Raw genomic sequence first — 16,873 nt, 5'->3', positions numbered from 1 at the left:
TTTTTTTGAATTGGGCTGCGACGTGAAATCAGTTACAAGATGAACTGATGTAAGAAGTAGGCAGAAATCATCATGCCTAACACAAAAAACATGCACGAATAAGCGTCAAGCTGATAACGCTTTTCTAATTGATGTTCAACATGCTGTATATTTTCTTCTTGCATAATTTTCATGGAAGTTTTTATTCCGATTTAATTATCGTTAAAATCCTATTGCATGTTTGTATTTTTAACATAAAAAAATGCTTAAATAAAGTACTAATTAAAAATAATCAGATCTCCACTATACATAATCACTTAAATATTCAAGTTTATGCTGAGTTAACCCAGAAGCCAGCAGCTAGCAATAACTAACTATCTGAAAGTCATAGAACTTAGGATTTTATTATTCATCGTTAAAATAAGATAATTGAATTTAAAACTGTGGATAAAAGTTCTTTTAAATGAGTTTAAAATACTAAGAGATAATAAAATATGTGGATAAGTTTTATACAAATGAATTCAAATTAAAATAAATCGTACTGATATAAATAAAAAAGCCAACACAGCCTATTCATCGATTTTACATAGTCTGCGTTGGTTTGTTTTATAAGTTATTGATTTAATGCATAAATATTGGCTTGAATCCAAATATTGCCGCGAATGTATTGTCCAATATTAAAGTTAGCGTACTCTGGATTTTTAGTGGCAATACGAATCAGTGTCGCAGGTTGGTTGTCTTCATGAATCAAGGCAACATCAAGCAGAGTGTAGTCTTGTTCCATAAATTGCATGCTGGTTTTGCCAACAATATTCCCTTGGAACCATGCTTCATCTTCCTGACCGATCTTTTCGCCATACAAATAAGCGACCATTTTTGAAAAATCGACAGTCACAGGTTTTTTGTCATCATCCGACTTTGGTTCCCATGCATCAATCTGTTCTTGTAGATTTGCAGGAGCAATGCCATTGTTTGCTGCCAAAATATCGTTCAAGGCACGATGATGTTTAATCGATGCAGGATCATCAACCACCAGTTGCTCGTGTTCTGCGACCGCTTCTAGTTCATATGCCCATGCGTTGAGATGTGCAATATAGGTTTGGTCTTTTTGGTATTGAGCATGATTAACGCTATATAAGCTGTCATAAGCGTAGACGATGCTGTTATTGCCTAAGTTTAAGCGTAAAACGGCTTGTGTGTTGGAGTGACCTCGAATGATGCGTTCAACCACAGCAGACACTTTATAGGGGCTATTAAAACTTGGAAATGCAGTTTTAACGGCTTTAGGTTTATTGTCTTCAACCGCGATGACTTGAGTCAGCTGAACAGCCGCTTGACTTGGGCCTTGAATGAGCCAGCAACCCGCATCCATATCTTGTTCAGTCTGGCATAAACCCATCGGCATGATAGGTGCATTTAAAGCTAAACCTAACCATTTAGGGACATCTTGTGCTGGGTTATCTGTGAGTAAATTCCAATGCTCGACGTGGCTACCAAAGTTTTGGTCATCAATGGTGATTATTTCTGGACTATTTTGATTGTTCATATGCACGATTGAATGAGGTTATATATCCCTATTAAATCGAGGGTTATTTCTATATTTCAAGTGCTATATTTTATTTTTACTGGAAAATCATCAAAAAAGAGTAAAGCCTTACTTTATTTGACAGATAGAAAAGCAAAGTATTTCTTCCTGATACTTAAAAAGTATGAAGCAAGCTTTGTATAAGTGATTTTGAGCGGTTTTATCTATTATGCTCAAGCACTGAGTTTGTTAGACTAAGGCAGTTTCTTTTGTTTATGGATGTGCAGTGCTGCCATTTAAACTCTGGGTCGATGCAGATGCATTGCCTAAAATTTTACGTGAAGTGATTTTACGTGCTTCAGATCGTTATCAGCTTGAAGTGACCTTTGTGGCCAATCAAAATGTAGGGATTACGCCTTCCGTTCGTATAAATTCAATTCAAGTAATGAGTGGGGCCGATGCCGCGGATAAAGAAATCATCGAACGCATGAAAGAGAATGATATTGTGATGACACAAGACATTCCGCTGGCGGCGCAGGTGATTGAAAAGGGTGGAATCGCAATTCACCCACGTGGTGAAATCTATACTACAGCCAATGTCAAAGCCCGCCTACATTTACGTGATTTTATGGATTCATTACGTGGCGCAGGTGTAAACACGGGTGGGCCACCGCCTATTTCTGAGCGTGATAAACGAGAATTTTCTAGTTCTTTAGACCAAACCATTCAAAAGCAAAAACGCAAAACTGCCATTTAGCATCGAGCTGATTATGTCTTCTAAAGCCAATCTGATGGCAACCTATGGATTATTGGTTTTTATTTGGTCCACAACGCCTTTAGCGATTGTGTGGAGTGTGACCGATTTACATATGCTGTGGGCGTTGGTATTACGTTTTTTCATCGCGTTGCCTTTGGCGATTTGTTTGTTATTGGTTTTAAAGCGACAGTTCCCCACTGATAAAGTCGCTTGGCATAGTTATTTGGCTGGTTCTTTTAGCTTGATTGGCTCGCAGTTTTTTACCTATGTGGCGACCAACTATATTAGTTCAGGCATGATTGCATTGATGTTTGGCTTAGCACCGATTATGGCAGGGCTGATCGGACGTTTTTACTTTAAGACCTATTTGAGTGCGATGCAGTGGCTTGGGATGTGTATTGCACTGCTGGGACTTGCGATCATTTGCCTTGCAGGTACAGCACAGCATGTCCATCCGTTTGGGATTGGGTTGATGTTACTCAGTGTATTTTCTTATGCAGCCTCGATTTTCTGGGTGAAAAAAGTTAATGCAAATATTGAACCCGTTGCACAAGCGACAGGTTCAATTTTGGTGTCGACATTGGCGGCTATCTGTATTGTGCCGTTTATTTGGCAGCATGCACCGCAGCAAATGCCCGATTTGAAAACTTGTTTGGCGCTGCTATATACGGTCATCATGGCATCATTGATTGCGATGTTCTGTTATTTTAAATTGGTGCAGAAAATTCAACCCACGACTTTATCGCTGACTACCGTTATGACGCCGATGATTGCTCTATTTATAGGTGCGGTACTGAATCAGGAAAAACTTTCGATGATGGTGATTTTGGGTGCAGTGGTTTTATTGTCAGGTTTGTTCGTTTACTTTTATAAAGATCTTCAGGCAAGTCGGAAACTTGCCCAAAAGTTAAAAAGCCAAAACTAGTCCAAGGTTCTGGCTTTAATGATCTTCGACCGTCAAAGAAATACAGTCAGCCAATTTGACACGATCTTGCGGGTGCAAGGTAATAAAGTATGCTCCCGTACGGCACTTGCCATTTTCCTCTTCATTGCTGTACACCACTTGCGCAATCGCTGCAATATGGAAGAAGTTTTCAGGATGGCTCAAGGTTAAGTGGATATAGGTACCATCTTGAATTTGTTTTTCACTATAGAAACTCAAACCACTTTCTGAAAAGTTCACATGTTCAGGCGTAGGTAACATGGTTTGTACAATTGTGTCGTACAAAGACCCCGTGATCAGGTTTAATTTCTGGTTAAATAGGGATAAGATTCGAGCAATTTGTTGATCTTTTTCAGATAATTGTTCTAATTCGTAGTTTAGTGCATGATCAAATTGATCTAATTCTGCGAGTAGTAGAAAATAGCGCGGTAAAACAAAATTAGGATCGTAAGGGTCATTCAGGGCAACATCATCAGAAATGATCTGATAGTTAATTCTCAAGGCCGCATCGATTCGTGACATCACACGACGTTCTGTTTGAACGTTTTGATGCTGTAAATTTTCCATAATTATGACCTCGGACTAGATGGTATGTTTAAACCAATCTCGCTGTATATAGGGTTGAGATATACTCGCGCACGGCGTAGCAACCACTTTATTTCTTTTATTGCACTGGTTTCGATGATCGGTCTGACACTGGGTGTGGCTGTACTTATTACAGTCTTATCTGTAATGAATGGTTTCGACCGAGAGCTGAAAACACGTGTACTTGGAATGATACCTCAAGCCACTGTTTCTTCAACACAAATTTTAACAGATTGGCCTGAACTTGCAAAAAAAATTGAGACAAAGGAACACGTCACAGGTGTAGCACCGTTTACTCAATTGCAGGGGATGCTTACGGCACAAGGCCAAGTGGCTGGAATTATGGTCACGGGGATCGAACCTCAATATGAAAAAAAGGTTTCGATTATCCAAGACCACATGGTTGAAGGCGGTATTGATAACTTAAAAAAAGGTGAGTTTGGTATTGTTTTAGGCAAACAAATGACCGATGCCTTAGGTTTAGGTTTAAATGATAGTGTGACTTTGGTTTTACCAGAGGCAACACCATCACCAGCGGGTGTAGTGCCGCGTTTTAAACGTTTCAAAATTGTGGGCATTTTCAGCATTGGTGCTGAGGTTGATTCGATGATGGGCTACATTGCCTTGAATGATGCATCTACTTTGTTACGCCTACCTGATGGCGCGCAAGGCATTCGCTTGAAATTGGATGATATTTTTGCAGCACCTAAAGTGGCTGATGAAATTGTGATGGATCTGCCAAGCGGTTTTTATGCCTCGAATTGGACCTATACTCACGGCAATTTGTTTAGTGCGATCCAAATGGAAAAGGCCATGGTGAGCTTATTACTTTTCCTGATTGTATTAGTGGCTGCATTTAATATTGTGTCCTCCTTGGTGATGGTCGTGACCGATAAAAAATCGGATATTGCCATATTACGTACCCTTGGTGCATCACCTGCAACTATTACCCGTATTTTTATGGTTCAGGGCACGATTATTGGTGTGATTGGTACGGTATCGGGCGCGATTCTCGGCATTGTTTTCGCGTCTGGAATTAGTGGCTTTGTGGGTTGGTTAAACAATGTGATGGGACTTCATCTGTTTGATGCCTACTTTATTAATTACTTACCATCGTATTTAAGATGGCAAGATGTATTAACCATTGTGTCACTGTCTTTAGTTTTAAGTTTCCTTGCAACTATTTATCCTGCAATGCGTGCCGCAAAAATCCAACCAGCGGAGGCATTACGCTATGAGTAAAATTGTTTTAGAAGCGCAAAATATTGAAAAGCATTTTACTGATGGTAAGTCGACCGTTGAAGTGATTAAAGGTCTCTCTTTACAAGTCAAAGCAGGTGAATTTGTCTCGATTGTGGGGTCGAGTGGTTCGGGTAAAAGTACTTTGTTGCATGTCTTGGGTGGTTTAGACCGTCCGAGTTCTGGGCAGGTGTTTTTGCAGGGCAGTCGTTTTGACAGTTTGAATGAAGCTGAGCGTGGTTATTTACGTAATCAACACTTAGGTTTTGTTTACCAATTCCATCATCTGTTGCCTGAGTTTACGGCTTTGGAAAATGTGGCAATGCCACTGATGTTACGTCAAGGCACCAACTTTAAAGATGTACAAAAGCAAGCCGAATATTTACTAGAACGTGTAGGATTGACGCATCGTTTAACCCATAAACCGGGTGAGCTTTCGGGTGGGGAACGTCAACGTGTTGCATTAGCGCGTGCATTGGTGGCCAAGCCTGCGTTGATGATGGCCGATGAACCGACAGGCAACTTAGATCGTAAAACAGCAAGCAAAATTTTTGAGCTGCTGATGGATTTACGTCAGGAGTTCAATATGGCCATGTTGATCGTGACACATGATGAACAACTGGCTCAGTCCGCCGATTCTATTTTGCATATGCAAGATGGTCTTTGGGTCAATGACTAGGCTGAGTGCCGATAAAAATATGAGATAAAGCCACTATCTATTGAAGCCCACTTCGGTGGGCTTTATTATGGCGCTAATAAAAAGAATAACTGAATAAAAGAATGAAGCTTTTATATGCTGCTGCTTGGATTGTAGGAATTGCACTGATGGGGCAGACCGTCCCCATCCTAAATCACCTTTTTTACCCAGCATTGATTTTGGTCATCCTACTTTTGCCTCTACAGCTTTTTCTCTTTAAGCACAAACACGCCCTTATTTTGCAGTTTATATGCGGACTGATTTATTCCATGCTGTTTTTAACTGCGGGATATCATTATGCACAATCGGCATTGCAACAGCGTCTAGCCTATAAAGAAACAAAAGTTGAAGATGCTGAAGTCATTGTTTATATCGCAAAAATTAACCAACTGGGTGCTGAGACCATTCAGCAAGAAATACAGGTCTTGAACCGACATGTGCAACCAGTGCAGTGGTTGGGTTTTCAAAAAAGGATCTCGGATGAGCAAGCGGTCTTGGAACTTGGAAAATACTACCGACTGACAGGGGAAATACGTCCTGCACATAGTTATGCGGTGCAAGGTGTATTCGATGTTGAGCAGTGGTATCTGCAACGTAATCTTATGTCTGGTTTCAAACTCAAGAACATACACCCCTTGTCTGAGTCAGAAATTTCTGCATTAGGCTATACCCATCATTTAAGAAAACAGCAGGGTGTATTCAATAAAATTCAACTGGGTATAGAACATCAGCGATTAAACATTCGTCATTTTATTTATAGCCAGCCCTTAAGCCATAAGGGCTTAATTCTAGCGCTCCTGACTGGGGATGAAAGTTTCTTAGATAAAGAGACGACAGCCTTTTTTCAACGCTTTGGCATTAGCCATTTATTAGCGATTTCTGGGCCACATGTGCTGATCTTTGCCGTGATGCTGTGTTGGCTGTTACAAAAGGTGCTGAATCGTTATTGGCCACAGATTTTTCTAAAAATCCCACGACCTTATGCATTGTTACTGCCATTTTGTTGCTGCGTATTGCTGTATTGTGCCTTTGTCGGTTTTGAGATTCCTGCACTTCGTACTTTACTTAGTTGTTTCTGTTTAAGTGTGTTGATTTGGCTCAGGCAGAAAATTTCAGCTTTGACGTTACTCTTATTGAGTGCATCACTCCTTGTACTGTTTGATCCTTTTTCAATTCTATCAGCTGCTTTTTGGTTGTCCTATGGTGCATGCTTTGTGCTTTTACGCATTTATCAAACCACGATTCGGATCGATTTGACTCGCCCGCAGTCTTGGCAGAAAAAGCTCGTTTTTAGCCTAAAACTGTTGGTTGAATCGCAGTGGAAAATATTTGTGGCTCTGATGCCTTTGGTGATTATTTTCTTCAAGCAAATCTCATGGGTGAGCCCGATCAGTAACCTGGTGGCTATTCCACTGATCAGTTTGTTGGTTGTACCACTGGAGGTGTTGGCAGCATTTACTTTTTATCTTTTTGAACCGCTGAGCAGCCTTTTGTTTCAGTTGGCGGATTGGGTGCTGGTATTTTTATTGGGCATACTCAATGTACTGGATGCGCTACTACCGATTAAGTTGTATCCGATTGCGCTCAATACTTGGCAAGTCATTTTACTGATTGTGCTCTTAATCATTGTTTTTATGCCCAAACCGAGTCTACCAAAATCATGGCTGGTGCTAGGTTTGGTTCCTTTGTTGGGGTTTAGTAGCGAAAACCGTCCTTTTGAGTTGATCGTACTGGATGTCGGTCAGGGACAAGCGGTGTATATGCAGCATGGTCAACAGCATGCCATGATTGATGTTGGTGGCTCCTACGATGAAACCAAGTTTAGTGTTGCTAAGCAAATTATTCAGCCATTTTTATCGAAGCAAGGTGTGAGCCAATTAGATCAGCTGATACTTACACATTTGGATCAAGATCATAGTGGAAGCTATGCCACATTAAAAAATGAGTTGTCGATCAATCAAATTTATTCCAATCAGCAATTGGATGTGGCAACTACGTCAAACTTTAACTATTGCCAACAAGGTCAGATCTGGCACTGGTCTGAACAAGTGGAAATCAAAATTTTATCACCGAAAGCCAATCAATTGGCACAAGTGCCGTATCAGCAAAATGAGCTATCTTGTGTGGTCTATATACAGGTGAAGGATGTACAGCCTTATCAGTCTTTTTTGATTATGGGTGATGCAGGCTGGCAAACTGAGTTTCAATTATTACAGGATTATCCAGACTTAAAAGTTGATGTATTGGTCTTGGGTCATCATGGCAGTCGACATAGTTCAGCCTATGCATTTTTAAAACACTATCAACCGAAATTAGCAATTGCTTCAGCAGGGTTCAATAACCGTTATGGACATCCAAGTACATTAACGCAAGCCCGTTTGAAAGCATTAAAGATCCCACTCTTAATAACAGCAGAGCAAGGTAGTATTGGTTTTATTGCGCAGTCTACAGGGTTTATTGAGCTGATGACACAACGTCAGACTCGACAGTGGTTGCAGTCGGCTGAATCTGTTGTTCCATACGCAGTTGCTCTAAACGCGTCACAGCCTCATTAAAGGGAAGGTTATACAGCGTTCGAAGGTCAGGATTGGCTTTAAAGCGCTTGTAGGTCCAATGATAATGCTCTGGATGACGACGAATCAGGTCTTCAATGGCTTGGTGAATGACGAAGGTGCCATCATTGGCTGTACCTTGATAAATACTTTCGCTGATTTCTTCAATGTACATATCAAAGCCATCGTCATTACGAATAGCATAGAGCAGTAAAGCCTTGGCTTTGGTTTTTTGAATGAGTTTGGCGCTTAGGTTACTTGAAGCCAAAGGGAAGCCAAAATAAGGAATCATTTCCCCACCTTGTTTTGGGGTATGATCAGGTAAAATTACAGTTGTCCCCCCTTGTTTGAGGGCCTTAAAAATCTGGCGTACCCCCGATTCATCGGTAGGTACAAGGTGGGCGCCTTCACGGCTGCGCGCCTCACGAACAAATAAGTCAGCACCAGGGTCTTTGACTGGTTTGTACATAATGGTCATTTCGGTAAATTGAGCCAAATAAGTGTTCATGATTTCCCACGTGCCAAAATGCGGAACAATCAATACCAAGCCCTTTTTAGCTGCAAGTGCTTCATGTATGAGATGCTCACCATACACTTTTTGAATGCGTGCAATATTTTTTTGGTTGCTTGAACCCCAGATACTGAAAAACTCAAAATAGGTGGTTAGTTCATTTCGTGCTGCTTGTTTCGCAATTACATCACGTTGCTCATCGCTCAGCTCAGGCAGCGCAATTTTTAAGTTGAGTCTGAGGGCATCATTGTTTTTACTAATTTTTAGAAGATGAACTAAACTCGCCAAAGCCTTAGCAAAAAAACGCGCAAATTTAATGGGTTGTTTGCTTACAAAACGAAGTAAACGATAGGTCGAGTTTTGCTCTTGTGCTTTAGTCATTCTCTAGCGTTAATGATATATGTGGGTAAAAACAAAAAATATTATAGGCCAAAATGAACGGTTTCGACAGTTTTCTACAAATCAGTGTATATAATGAGGGCAATTTTATTCAAGTTTGGATTGTTATATGTCCGATTGGCCACCAAAACCAGAAAATGAAACGCCGAAACAACAGCCTGTACATGAACAACCGACAGGAAACGAATGGAAACTTTTAGAGAAAGCAGTTTTAGCTTCCGTCGAGGAACAACGTCGTGCACGTCGTTGGGGCATCTTTTTCAAATGTCTAACTTTTGCCTACCTTTTGTTTATTCTATTTGCTATGACCAAGAGCTGTTCGACTAGTGGTACGGATGCAACTGCATCTAAACATATTGCTGTGGTTGATATTGTGGGTACCATTGCCGCTGACGAGCAAAGCGTAAACAGCGATGACACGATTAAGTCATTAAAGAAAGCTTTTGAAAATAAACAAAGCCAAGCGGTGGTGCTCAATATTAACTCACCAGGCGGTTCTCCTGTTCAGTCGGATGAAATTTGGCAAGAAATTCAATATTTGAAAAAAGCGCATAGCGATAAAAAATTGTATGCGGTGATTGGTGATACAGGTGCATCAGGTGCTTACTATATCGCATCTGCTGCGGACGAAATCTTGGTAAATCCTTCGAGTTTAGTGGGTTCAATCGGTGTGATTATGCCGAACTATGGGGTGAATGGTCTCATGCAAAAACTGGGTGTTGAAGACCGCACCATGACCTCTGGTCAAAACAAAGCTTTATTGTCAATGACACAACCCGTTAACCCTGCGCAGCGCGCACATGTTCAAGGTGTACTTGATAATGTACACGAGCATTTTATTAATGCTGTGAAACAAGGTCGTGGCAAGAAGTTAAAGTCGAACGATCCTGCACTCTTCTCAGGTCTTTTCTGGACAGGGGATCAGGCGGTCAAACTGGGTATTGCTGATCGTATTGGTAATTTACATACTTTAAAACGTGAACTAAATACCGATAAAGCGATGGATTATACCGTGGTACATAGCCCACTAGATGCTGTATTAGGCCGTTTAGGTGCATCTATGGGAGCTGGTTTTGCATCTTCACTTTCAAATCAAATGCAATCTGAACAGACCACGAAACTCCAATGAAACCTTTAATTCATTTTGCGCACGCCAATGGCGTGCCTTCTAAGGTCTATCAGAAATTATTTGATTTACTGTCAGATCAGTATGATGTGATCTATGTCCCTTTATTAGGGCCAGATAGAAGCTACCCGATTGATAACCATTGGAAAAGCTTAACTCAGCAAGTGATAGACAGTATTGTTCGTCAGGCGCAGGGTCGTAAAGTGATTGGTTTAGGACATTCATTAGGATCAGTGCTGACGTTTCAGGCGGCATTACAGCGTCCTGATTTATTTGAACAAGTCATCATGATGGACCCGCCTTTGATCATGGGCAAAGCTTCGTTTGCATTACACTTTGCGAAGATACTGAAGTTAAAAATGGTCGATACTATGTCTCCAGCAGCGCTATCTTTACGGCGTCGTGACCATTGGGAGAGCCGTGAGCAAGCAGCTGAACTTTTACGTCCAAAAGGTTTTTATAAAGACTTTGATTCAGACTGTTTTCAAGCTTATATTGACTATGCTTTAACGGAAGATCGTATCCGTGGTGGTGTTGAACTTACGATTGCAAAAATGGATGAAGTTCATATCTTCAGAACCAATCCTTCTTTATGGTGGCTGCCTCAGTGCAAACCACAAGTGCCGATGCATTTAATGATTGCTAAAAAAGGTCCTTTTATTGGTCCAGGTTTTCCACAAATAGTGAAAAAGAAATTTGGCATTCCTTATCAAATCGTTGAGGGAAGCCATATGTTTCCTTTGGAGCGACCAGAGGAAACGGTTGCTCTGATTAAGACGCTGATTCAAGAAAATGTTTAATAGTACTTTGCAGCAGCCATAAAAAAACGCCCCCTTGGAGGCGTTTTTTATTTTTAAAATTTGCAAAACTGAATTGGCTCGTGCATCAGGGTATTGCGGTAGAGAACACCTTGGTCTGTGTGCTGAATCGTTTGTGTACAAATCCACTCTACCACTTGCGGGTAGATGATATGCTCAAGCGTATGTACACGCTGAGCCAAACTGTTCACACCATCATGTGAACTGACTTTCAGTACACCTTGTGCTAAAGCTTGACCTGCATCGAGTTCAGCCGTCACATAGTGCACGGTACAGCCATGCAGTTGATCGCCAGTATTTAGTACGCGCTGATGGGTATGCATACCTTTGTAATGCGGTAGAAGAGAAGGGTGAATGTTGATCATTTTCCCTTCCCAAGCACTGACAAATTTCTCACTTAAAATACGCATAAAGCCAGCAAGAACCACCAAGTCCACATTCCAATCAAGCAATTGTTGATGCATGACATCATCAAAGGCTTCACGATGAGGATACTGTTTGTGCTCAATGACTGCTGTTGCAATACCTGCATTTTCAGCACGCTGTAGCGCATAGGCTTCAGGTTTGTTGGAAATCACACCCACAATTTGGCCTGATAGATTGGCATCAATCAAGGCTTGAAGGTTTGATCCACTTCCTGAAACCAGAACAGCAATTTTAATCATATGGCTTAAGCGAATATCACGCGGATTTTTTCGTCTGCGCCTTCAACTGACTCAGCATTGTCAGCGATATGTCCCATAGTGAAAGCTTTTTCACCCAGGCTATTGAGTCGTTCAACTGTTTTGTCAGCATCAGCAGCATCGACAACTAAGACCATGCCTACGCCACAGTTGAATGTGCGATACATTTCAAACTGTTCAACACCACCTTCACGTTGAAGAAGTTTAAACAATTCTGGCCATTCCCAAGATGCTTCATTCACAACAGCTTGAGCACCATTCGGCAATACGCGTGGTAAGTTACCTGGTAAACCACCACCAGTAATGTGCGCCATTGCGTGTACATCAACTTCTTTTAAAAGTTGAAGAATAGGCTTCACGTAAATACGTGTTGGTTCCATTGCAACATCAGCAAGTGGATGACCATCAACGATTTGCGTCAAGTCAACGTTTTTCACGTCTAAAATTTTACGAAGTAGAGAGTAACCGTTTGAGTGAGCACCACTTGATGCAACACCAATTAAAACGTCACCCGCTTTGACTTTAGAGCCATCAATAATTTTGCTTTGCTCAACTACGCCTACACAGAAACCTGCCAAGTCGTAATCTTCGCCTTCATACATGCCCGGCATTTCGGCAGTTTCACCACCAACCAATGCACAACCCGCAAGTTCACAGCCTGTACCGATACCCGTAACTACGTTTGCAGCCACATCTACATTAAGATGGCCTGTTGCATAGTAGTCAAGGAAGAATAATGGCTCAGCGCCACATACAAGAAGATCGTTTACACACATTGCAACCAAGTCTTGACCAATCGTGTCATGACGGTTCAAATTCAATGCTAAACGTAATTTTGTACCAACACCGTCTGTGCCAGATACGAGAACAGGTTCTTCATAACCTTTAGGGATTTTACAAAGTGCACCGAAGCCACCTAATCCGCCCATTACTTCAGGACGAGTAGTACGCTTCGCGACAGATTTGATACGATCGACTAACGCGTCGCCCGCTTCAATGTCGACACCTGCATCTTTGTAGCTTAAACCAGTGTTTGGGGTAGAAGTTGAGTTGCTCATAATGAAGTCTCCGCATTCGCGGGGCGATTATACCTGAATATACGAAACACATATGTTATTTCTGCGCTAAAATGTTATCTTTACTAAAATATTTTTCTCAATAACGATTAAATCTGACAAAGGCGAGATTGCATGCAAGATCGTACACTTAAACGTATTTTTATTTTGGCAGGAATCGCGCTCATACTCTGGGTGTTGTATCTACTCAAGCCTGTTGTTTTACCTTTTATTGGTGCATTTTTAGTCGCTTATCTGTTTAGTCCACTGGTCGATAAACTGCATAAAATTGGCTTACCACGTTGGTTATCTATTAGTGCTGTTTTTATCGGTATTGGCGTTGTCATTACATTGGCATTTTGGTATTTGGTTCCACTGGTGTGGGAACAGCTGATGTATGCGAAGAACAGCATTCCTTCAGGTATACATTGGGCGAATTATAAATTCCTGCCTTGGTTATCTGACAGTTTTAATCTGGTCCCAATGGAATTAGATGTTGACCAGATTTCAGCCGCGATTATGGAATATGTACAGACCAATTATAGTGCAGACAGTATTCAGGCTATGATTGCCAAATTGGCTCAGTCTGGACTGAACTTCATTCAGATTGGTGGTACGGTTGTGCTGATCCCAATTATTGCATTCTATTTTTTATTAGATTGGGATCGCATGCTGGACAGTTTCCGTCGTCTTATTCCACGGCGATATGAAGAACAGACCTTAGTCATTGTTAAAGAATGTCATAGTGTACTTGGTGCTTTTGTCAAAGGTCAGTTCTTGGTCATGGTGCTCTTGGGCGTGGTTTATGCAATGGGCTTACAGTTAATTGGACTTGAAGTAGGTTTGATTATTGGAATGGTGGCTGGGCTGTGCAGTATTATTCCGTACTTAGGTTTTGCTGTCGGGATTATTGCCGCAGTGATTGCAAGTTTATTCCAGTTTGGTATTGATTGGATGCAATTACTTTTGGTTGGTGTGGTCTTTATGATTGGTCAGGCAGTGGAAGGTTATATCTTACAACCGTTCTTGTTGGGCGATAAAATTGGCTTGTCTCCAGTTGCTGTGGTATTTGCAGTACTAGCTGGCGCACAATTGGGCGGCATTTTAGGTATGTTGATTGCATTGCCTGTGGCTGCCGTAATTGTGGTCTTATTAAGACATGCACGTGAGTTCTATGAAAATAGCCCAATGTACAGCACACCTACTTTTGTTGTGCAAGATTCATCCGCGGGCTCAATTACGATTGAAACTGATCAGGTCGATGTCGATATTGAACTAAAAAATCAAGCGGTAAAAGCTCAGCAAGCATCTGAAAATTCAAGTAAGATTGATCAGATAGACCATAAAGAACTTTAGGATATACAAACCAGCATGCGTCAATTGCAACTAGATATTGAACCCCAACTCGATGCCCGAATCAGTGATTTTTCTGGGCCGGGATGGGGGCCTGTTATCGATGCGATTCGTCAGTTACATGCAGGTTTAATGAATCGTTTTTATGTGTATGGCGGTGCAGGTTCTGGAAAAAGCCATTTACTTTCAGCAATTTGTGACTCTTATTTAGATGTAGGTAAAACAGCGATTCAGGTTTCATTACTTGAGTTGCTGGATGCGCCAACAGAAGCAATCACCTCTTTAGAGCGTTTTGACCTTGTCGCTTTAGATGATATTGAAGCCATAAGCGGTGTGCCGCATTGGCAGAAAGCGGTTTTTCACCTAATCAACTACAACAATGAAGAAGGCGGGCAGTTGGTGTTCTCTTCTCGTGTTGCGCCGATTGAGTTAAAACTTGAACTACCCGATTTACAATCTCGCCTGACGCAGGCTGTAAGTGTGAAAGTACCAAACGGAAGTTTGTATGCCGATCGTTCTACACTGGTGATGTCGGTTTTATCGCGTCGTGGGATTCATATTGATCAACAGATTATTGATTATTTACTCGCGCATGGGCCACATCAAACCTCGGTGTTATTGCAAAGTTTAGAGCAACTGATTCAACTACTTAAAGGTGAGAAAACCAAACTGAGTAATGCAAACCTCAGACAAATTTATGCGTTAATTGACGAATATCGGTAAATCATAATATTACTTGAGAAATTGTCCGAGCTGTGACAGAGTACGAAAAATTGTTAGATATTGCAGGGATTTTGCAATCTAAGAATAAAAAGAAAAGATAAAATAAAAGCAAGGAGATCGTTATGCTCAAGAAGAGCATAGGTGTAGCTACGCTATTGGTGGCGAGTCATGCCTATTCGGACAATATTAAGGTGACCATCACTGACGATATTGTCAAAAATGACACGGAATGTTCACTTCGCGAAGCTATCGACTATATTAATCAAGGTATGCCTGAGGCGGGTTATTATGGCTGCGGGGGCAAAGATGCGATTTCCACCGTCATGCTTGAGAAAAATAAAACTTATGTGCTAAATACCCATCTTGCGATCAAAAAAGATTTAACACTCAGAACAAGTTATGATAGTTCTGTGGGGGAAGAAACTGTTCAGGGTTTAAGTAATGCCATCTTAAAAATGAATGGTTCTGACAACTTATTAAGGGTTGATAATGCTGAGAATGCTTTAATTCGTGTGTTAGTAAAAGAGGTTACTCTACAGGGCTGTGCGAAAGACTGCGGTGTGAATCAAGGTGGTTTAATTTATAACAATGAATATTTAGGTCTTGAGTACGTCAAATTAACAGGTGGTTTTGCAGGGCAAGGGGGGGCGATTTATAATGTCGCAACCTTGCTCGAAGATGGTACTAGTCGTAGTCTAGTCGAAATTCGCTCTACTCTGGTTGAACAAAACCAAGCAGTACAAGGGGCAATATTGTATGGGGACGCGCCTTCTTTTCGGATTTATAATTCAGTTTTCAAAGAAAATAAAACAACAGATGCAAGCAGTGCCAATATTTACTCTGTCAATAATGCAGCGGTTAAAGAAGATACAACCTTATCCAGTTTAGCATCACGTCTGGTCAGTAGTACCTTTGTGAAAAATACAGGTTATGTCGTCAATGTTCGAGATGGCATGGCTTTGAATAACTTAACGGTGGTGGGAAACAGTAAAGGGATTTATTTCAATCCATCTACAAACTTGGCTTATCTGGCCAATAGTATCATTTTAGGGAATAGTGAAAATACCATCTCACAAAACTGCGCTGGGGATTTAAGTAAAGCAGTCCTTCAGAACAACTTAGTCACACAAAGTGACTGTGGCAGTGGTGCGAGTTATTATCCGAATGAGTTTTGGTCTGGCGCTTTGATTGCAGGCAATGATGTGGTGGGTGAGTGTAAAACCATGTCTGCAGATGCTGACAGTTTATTGTGTCCTTATATTGTGCCCAACCAAAAATTTTTAGGCTATATCCGTCCACGCATTTTAATGAGTCAGACACATTGGTTAGACTCTCCAATTGTGAACAAGGGGAAAGTGGTTGTAAACACAACGGATTCTTTAATTGGCTGTGAAAATTCAGATCAACGCGGTGTGAATCGAAATACGAATAATACTTTTTGTGACCGTGGAGCAATCGAAATTGAGGTCCCAACGACCATTAGCTTAATTGGTGAAGATCTGATTGCGGGGCAAGTAGCTAAACTTTCTGTTGCAGATCTGCTTGGAGATAGTGATCTACTGTCCAAAACCGAATGTGCAAGCTTGTTCAAATCGGCTAAAGCGCCAAATGGTGAAGAATGGCAACCCGGTTGTATGCGGGTGCAGCAGACTCAAACGGTATCCAAAGGTAAAGTAGTGATTGATGAGCTAGGAAATATTACTTACACGCCAAATGGAGCATGGCATGGTGCTGATATTTTCAGGTTACAGCTGGTCACAACCACGACACGTTTTGATGAACATATTCCGTTCGTTGAAGTGAATGTACAAATTGTACAAGAACCGCAAAATCATATGGAAAGTGACAAAATTAAGACTTCTGGGGGCAGCACGGGTATTCTGAGCTTACTGGGGTTATTTGCTTTAATTTTGCTGCGTCGAAAATAA

16 protein-coding genes are annotated in these 16,873 nt (G+C 41.2%); 10 read left to right on the top strand and 6 right to left on the bottom strand.

Annotated features, from left to right (window positions below):
- Positions 1–32 precede the first annotated feature (32 nt).
- Together AC0KVP_RS10725 and AC0KVP_RS10720 are read right to left on the bottom strand one after the other, a co-directional pair.
- On the bottom strand, positions 33–173 hold the full coding sequence (locus tag AC0KVP_RS10725) for a hypothetical protein (RefSeq protein WP_004693924.1): 141 nt from the start codon (positions 171–173) through the stop codon (positions 33–35).
- 419 nt (positions 174–592) lie between these two features.
- Positions 593–1,525 (bottom strand): hypothetical protein, encoded by a 933-nt coding sequence (locus tag AC0KVP_RS10720; protein WP_473336572.1) that lies wholly within the window; start codon positions 1,523–1,525, stop codon positions 593–595.
- Positions 1,526–1,790: 265 nt separating this feature from the next.
- On the opposite strand from AC0KVP_RS10720, the gene AC0KVP_RS10715 reads away from it, so the two are divergent.
- Together AC0KVP_RS10715 and AC0KVP_RS10710 are read left to right on the top strand one after the other, a co-directional pair.
- A complete protein-coding gene (locus tag AC0KVP_RS10715; RefSeq protein ID WP_004693920.1) occupies positions 1,791–2,261 on the top strand; it encodes a YaiI/YqxD family protein in 471 nt (156 codons plus the stop codon).
- Between the two features lie 13 nt (positions 2,262–2,274).
- Positions 2,275–3,186, top strand: coding sequence for a DMT family transporter (locus tag AC0KVP_RS10710; protein ID WP_332476977.1), 912 nt, complete (start codon positions 2,275–2,277; stop codon positions 3,184–3,186).
- A 15-nt stretch (positions 3,187–3,201) separates the two neighbouring features.
- On the opposite strand, the gene AC0KVP_RS10705 is transcribed toward AC0KVP_RS10710, so the two are convergent.
- Positions 3,202–3,771: a PilZ domain-containing protein gene (locus AC0KVP_RS10705; protein WP_004693916.1), complete on the bottom strand. Its 570-nt coding sequence runs from the start codon at positions 3,769–3,771 to the stop codon at positions 3,202–3,204.
- Positions 3,772–3,795: 24 nt separating this feature from the next.
- On the opposite strand from AC0KVP_RS10705, the gene AC0KVP_RS10700 reads away from it, so the two are divergent.
- From AC0KVP_RS10700 to AC0KVP_RS10690, 3 genes are all read left to right on the top strand, one after another.
- Positions 3,796–5,031 (top strand): lipoprotein-releasing ABC transporter permease subunit, encoded by a 1,236-nt coding sequence (locus AC0KVP_RS10700; protein WP_004980646.1) that lies wholly within the window; start codon positions 3,796–3,798, stop codon positions 5,029–5,031.
- The gene (gene lolD, locus AC0KVP_RS10695; RefSeq protein ID WP_004693913.1) at positions 5,024–5,707 is read left to right on the top strand and encodes a lipoprotein-releasing ABC transporter ATP-binding protein LolD; all 684 of its coding nucleotides are present in this window, start codon (positions 5,024–5,026) and stop codon (positions 5,705–5,707) included. The genes AC0KVP_RS10700 and lolD overlap by 8 nt, the downstream gene beginning before the upstream one ends.
- 101 nt (positions 5,708–5,808) lie before the next feature.
- A complete protein-coding gene (locus AC0KVP_RS10690; protein WP_473336568.1) occupies positions 5,809–8,280 on the top strand; it encodes a DNA internalization-related competence protein ComEC/Rec2 in 2,472 nt (823 codons plus the stop codon).
- On the opposite strand, the gene AC0KVP_RS10685 is transcribed toward AC0KVP_RS10690, so the two are convergent.
- A complete protein-coding gene (locus tag AC0KVP_RS10685) occupies positions 8,180–9,169 on the bottom strand; it encodes a lysophospholipid acyltransferase family protein (protein WP_473336566.1) in 990 nt (329 codons plus the stop codon). The two genes, AC0KVP_RS10690 and AC0KVP_RS10685, sit on opposite strands and share 101 nt — an antisense overlap.
- A 127-nt stretch (positions 9,170–9,296) precedes the next feature.
- Between AC0KVP_RS10685 and sppA the strand changes: the two genes are divergently transcribed.
- Positions 9,297–10,316 carry a signal peptide peptidase SppA gene (gene sppA / locus AC0KVP_RS10680; RefSeq protein ID WP_010326396.1) on the top strand — a complete coding sequence of 340 codons (1,020 nt, stop codon included), beginning with the start codon at positions 9,297–9,299 and terminating at the stop codon, positions 10,314–10,316.
- A complete protein-coding gene (locus AC0KVP_RS10675) occupies positions 10,313–11,113 on the top strand; it encodes an alpha/beta fold hydrolase (protein WP_473336564.1) in 801 nt (266 codons plus the stop codon). Before sppA ends, AC0KVP_RS10675 begins: the two co-directional genes overlap by 4 nt.
- A gap of 53 nt (positions 11,114–11,166) precedes the next feature.
- Here the strand turns inward: AC0KVP_RS10675 and purN are convergent, their stop codons facing one another.
- Entirely contained in the window at positions 11,167–11,796 is a 630-nt protein-coding gene (gene purN / locus AC0KVP_RS10670; protein ID WP_473336562.1) for a phosphoribosylglycinamide formyltransferase, read from the bottom strand.
- A gap of 5 nt (positions 11,797–11,801) precedes the next feature.
- A complete protein-coding gene (purM, locus tag AC0KVP_RS10665) occupies positions 11,802–12,872 on the bottom strand; it encodes a phosphoribosylformylglycinamidine cyclo-ligase (RefSeq protein ID WP_473336560.1) in 1,071 nt (356 codons plus the stop codon).
- Between the two features lie 132 nt (positions 12,873–13,004).
- On the opposite strand from purM, the gene cxpE reads away from it, so the two are divergent.
- From cxpE to rbtA, 3 genes are all read left to right on the top strand, one after another.
- A complete protein-coding gene (cxpE, locus tag AC0KVP_RS10660; protein ID WP_087010788.1) occupies positions 13,005–14,225 on the top strand; it encodes a chloramphenicol efflux transporter CxpE in 1,221 nt (406 codons plus the stop codon).
- A 15-nt stretch (positions 14,226–14,240) separates the two neighbouring features.
- Positions 14,241–14,945, top strand: coding sequence for a DnaA regulatory inactivator Hda (gene hda / locus AC0KVP_RS10655; RefSeq protein WP_004980630.1), 705 nt, complete (start codon positions 14,241–14,243; stop codon positions 14,943–14,945).
- Positions 14,946–15,067: 122 nt separating this feature from the next.
- Entirely contained in the window at positions 15,068–16,873 is a 1,806-nt protein-coding gene (gene rbtA / locus AC0KVP_RS10650) for a rhombotarget A (RefSeq protein ID WP_473336558.1), read from the top strand.

The organism is Acinetobacter sp. DL27, assembly GCF_055810995.1.
The sequence above is the reverse complement of the archived record's forward strand: the minus strand, read 5'-3'. Positions and strand labels throughout refer to the sequence as shown.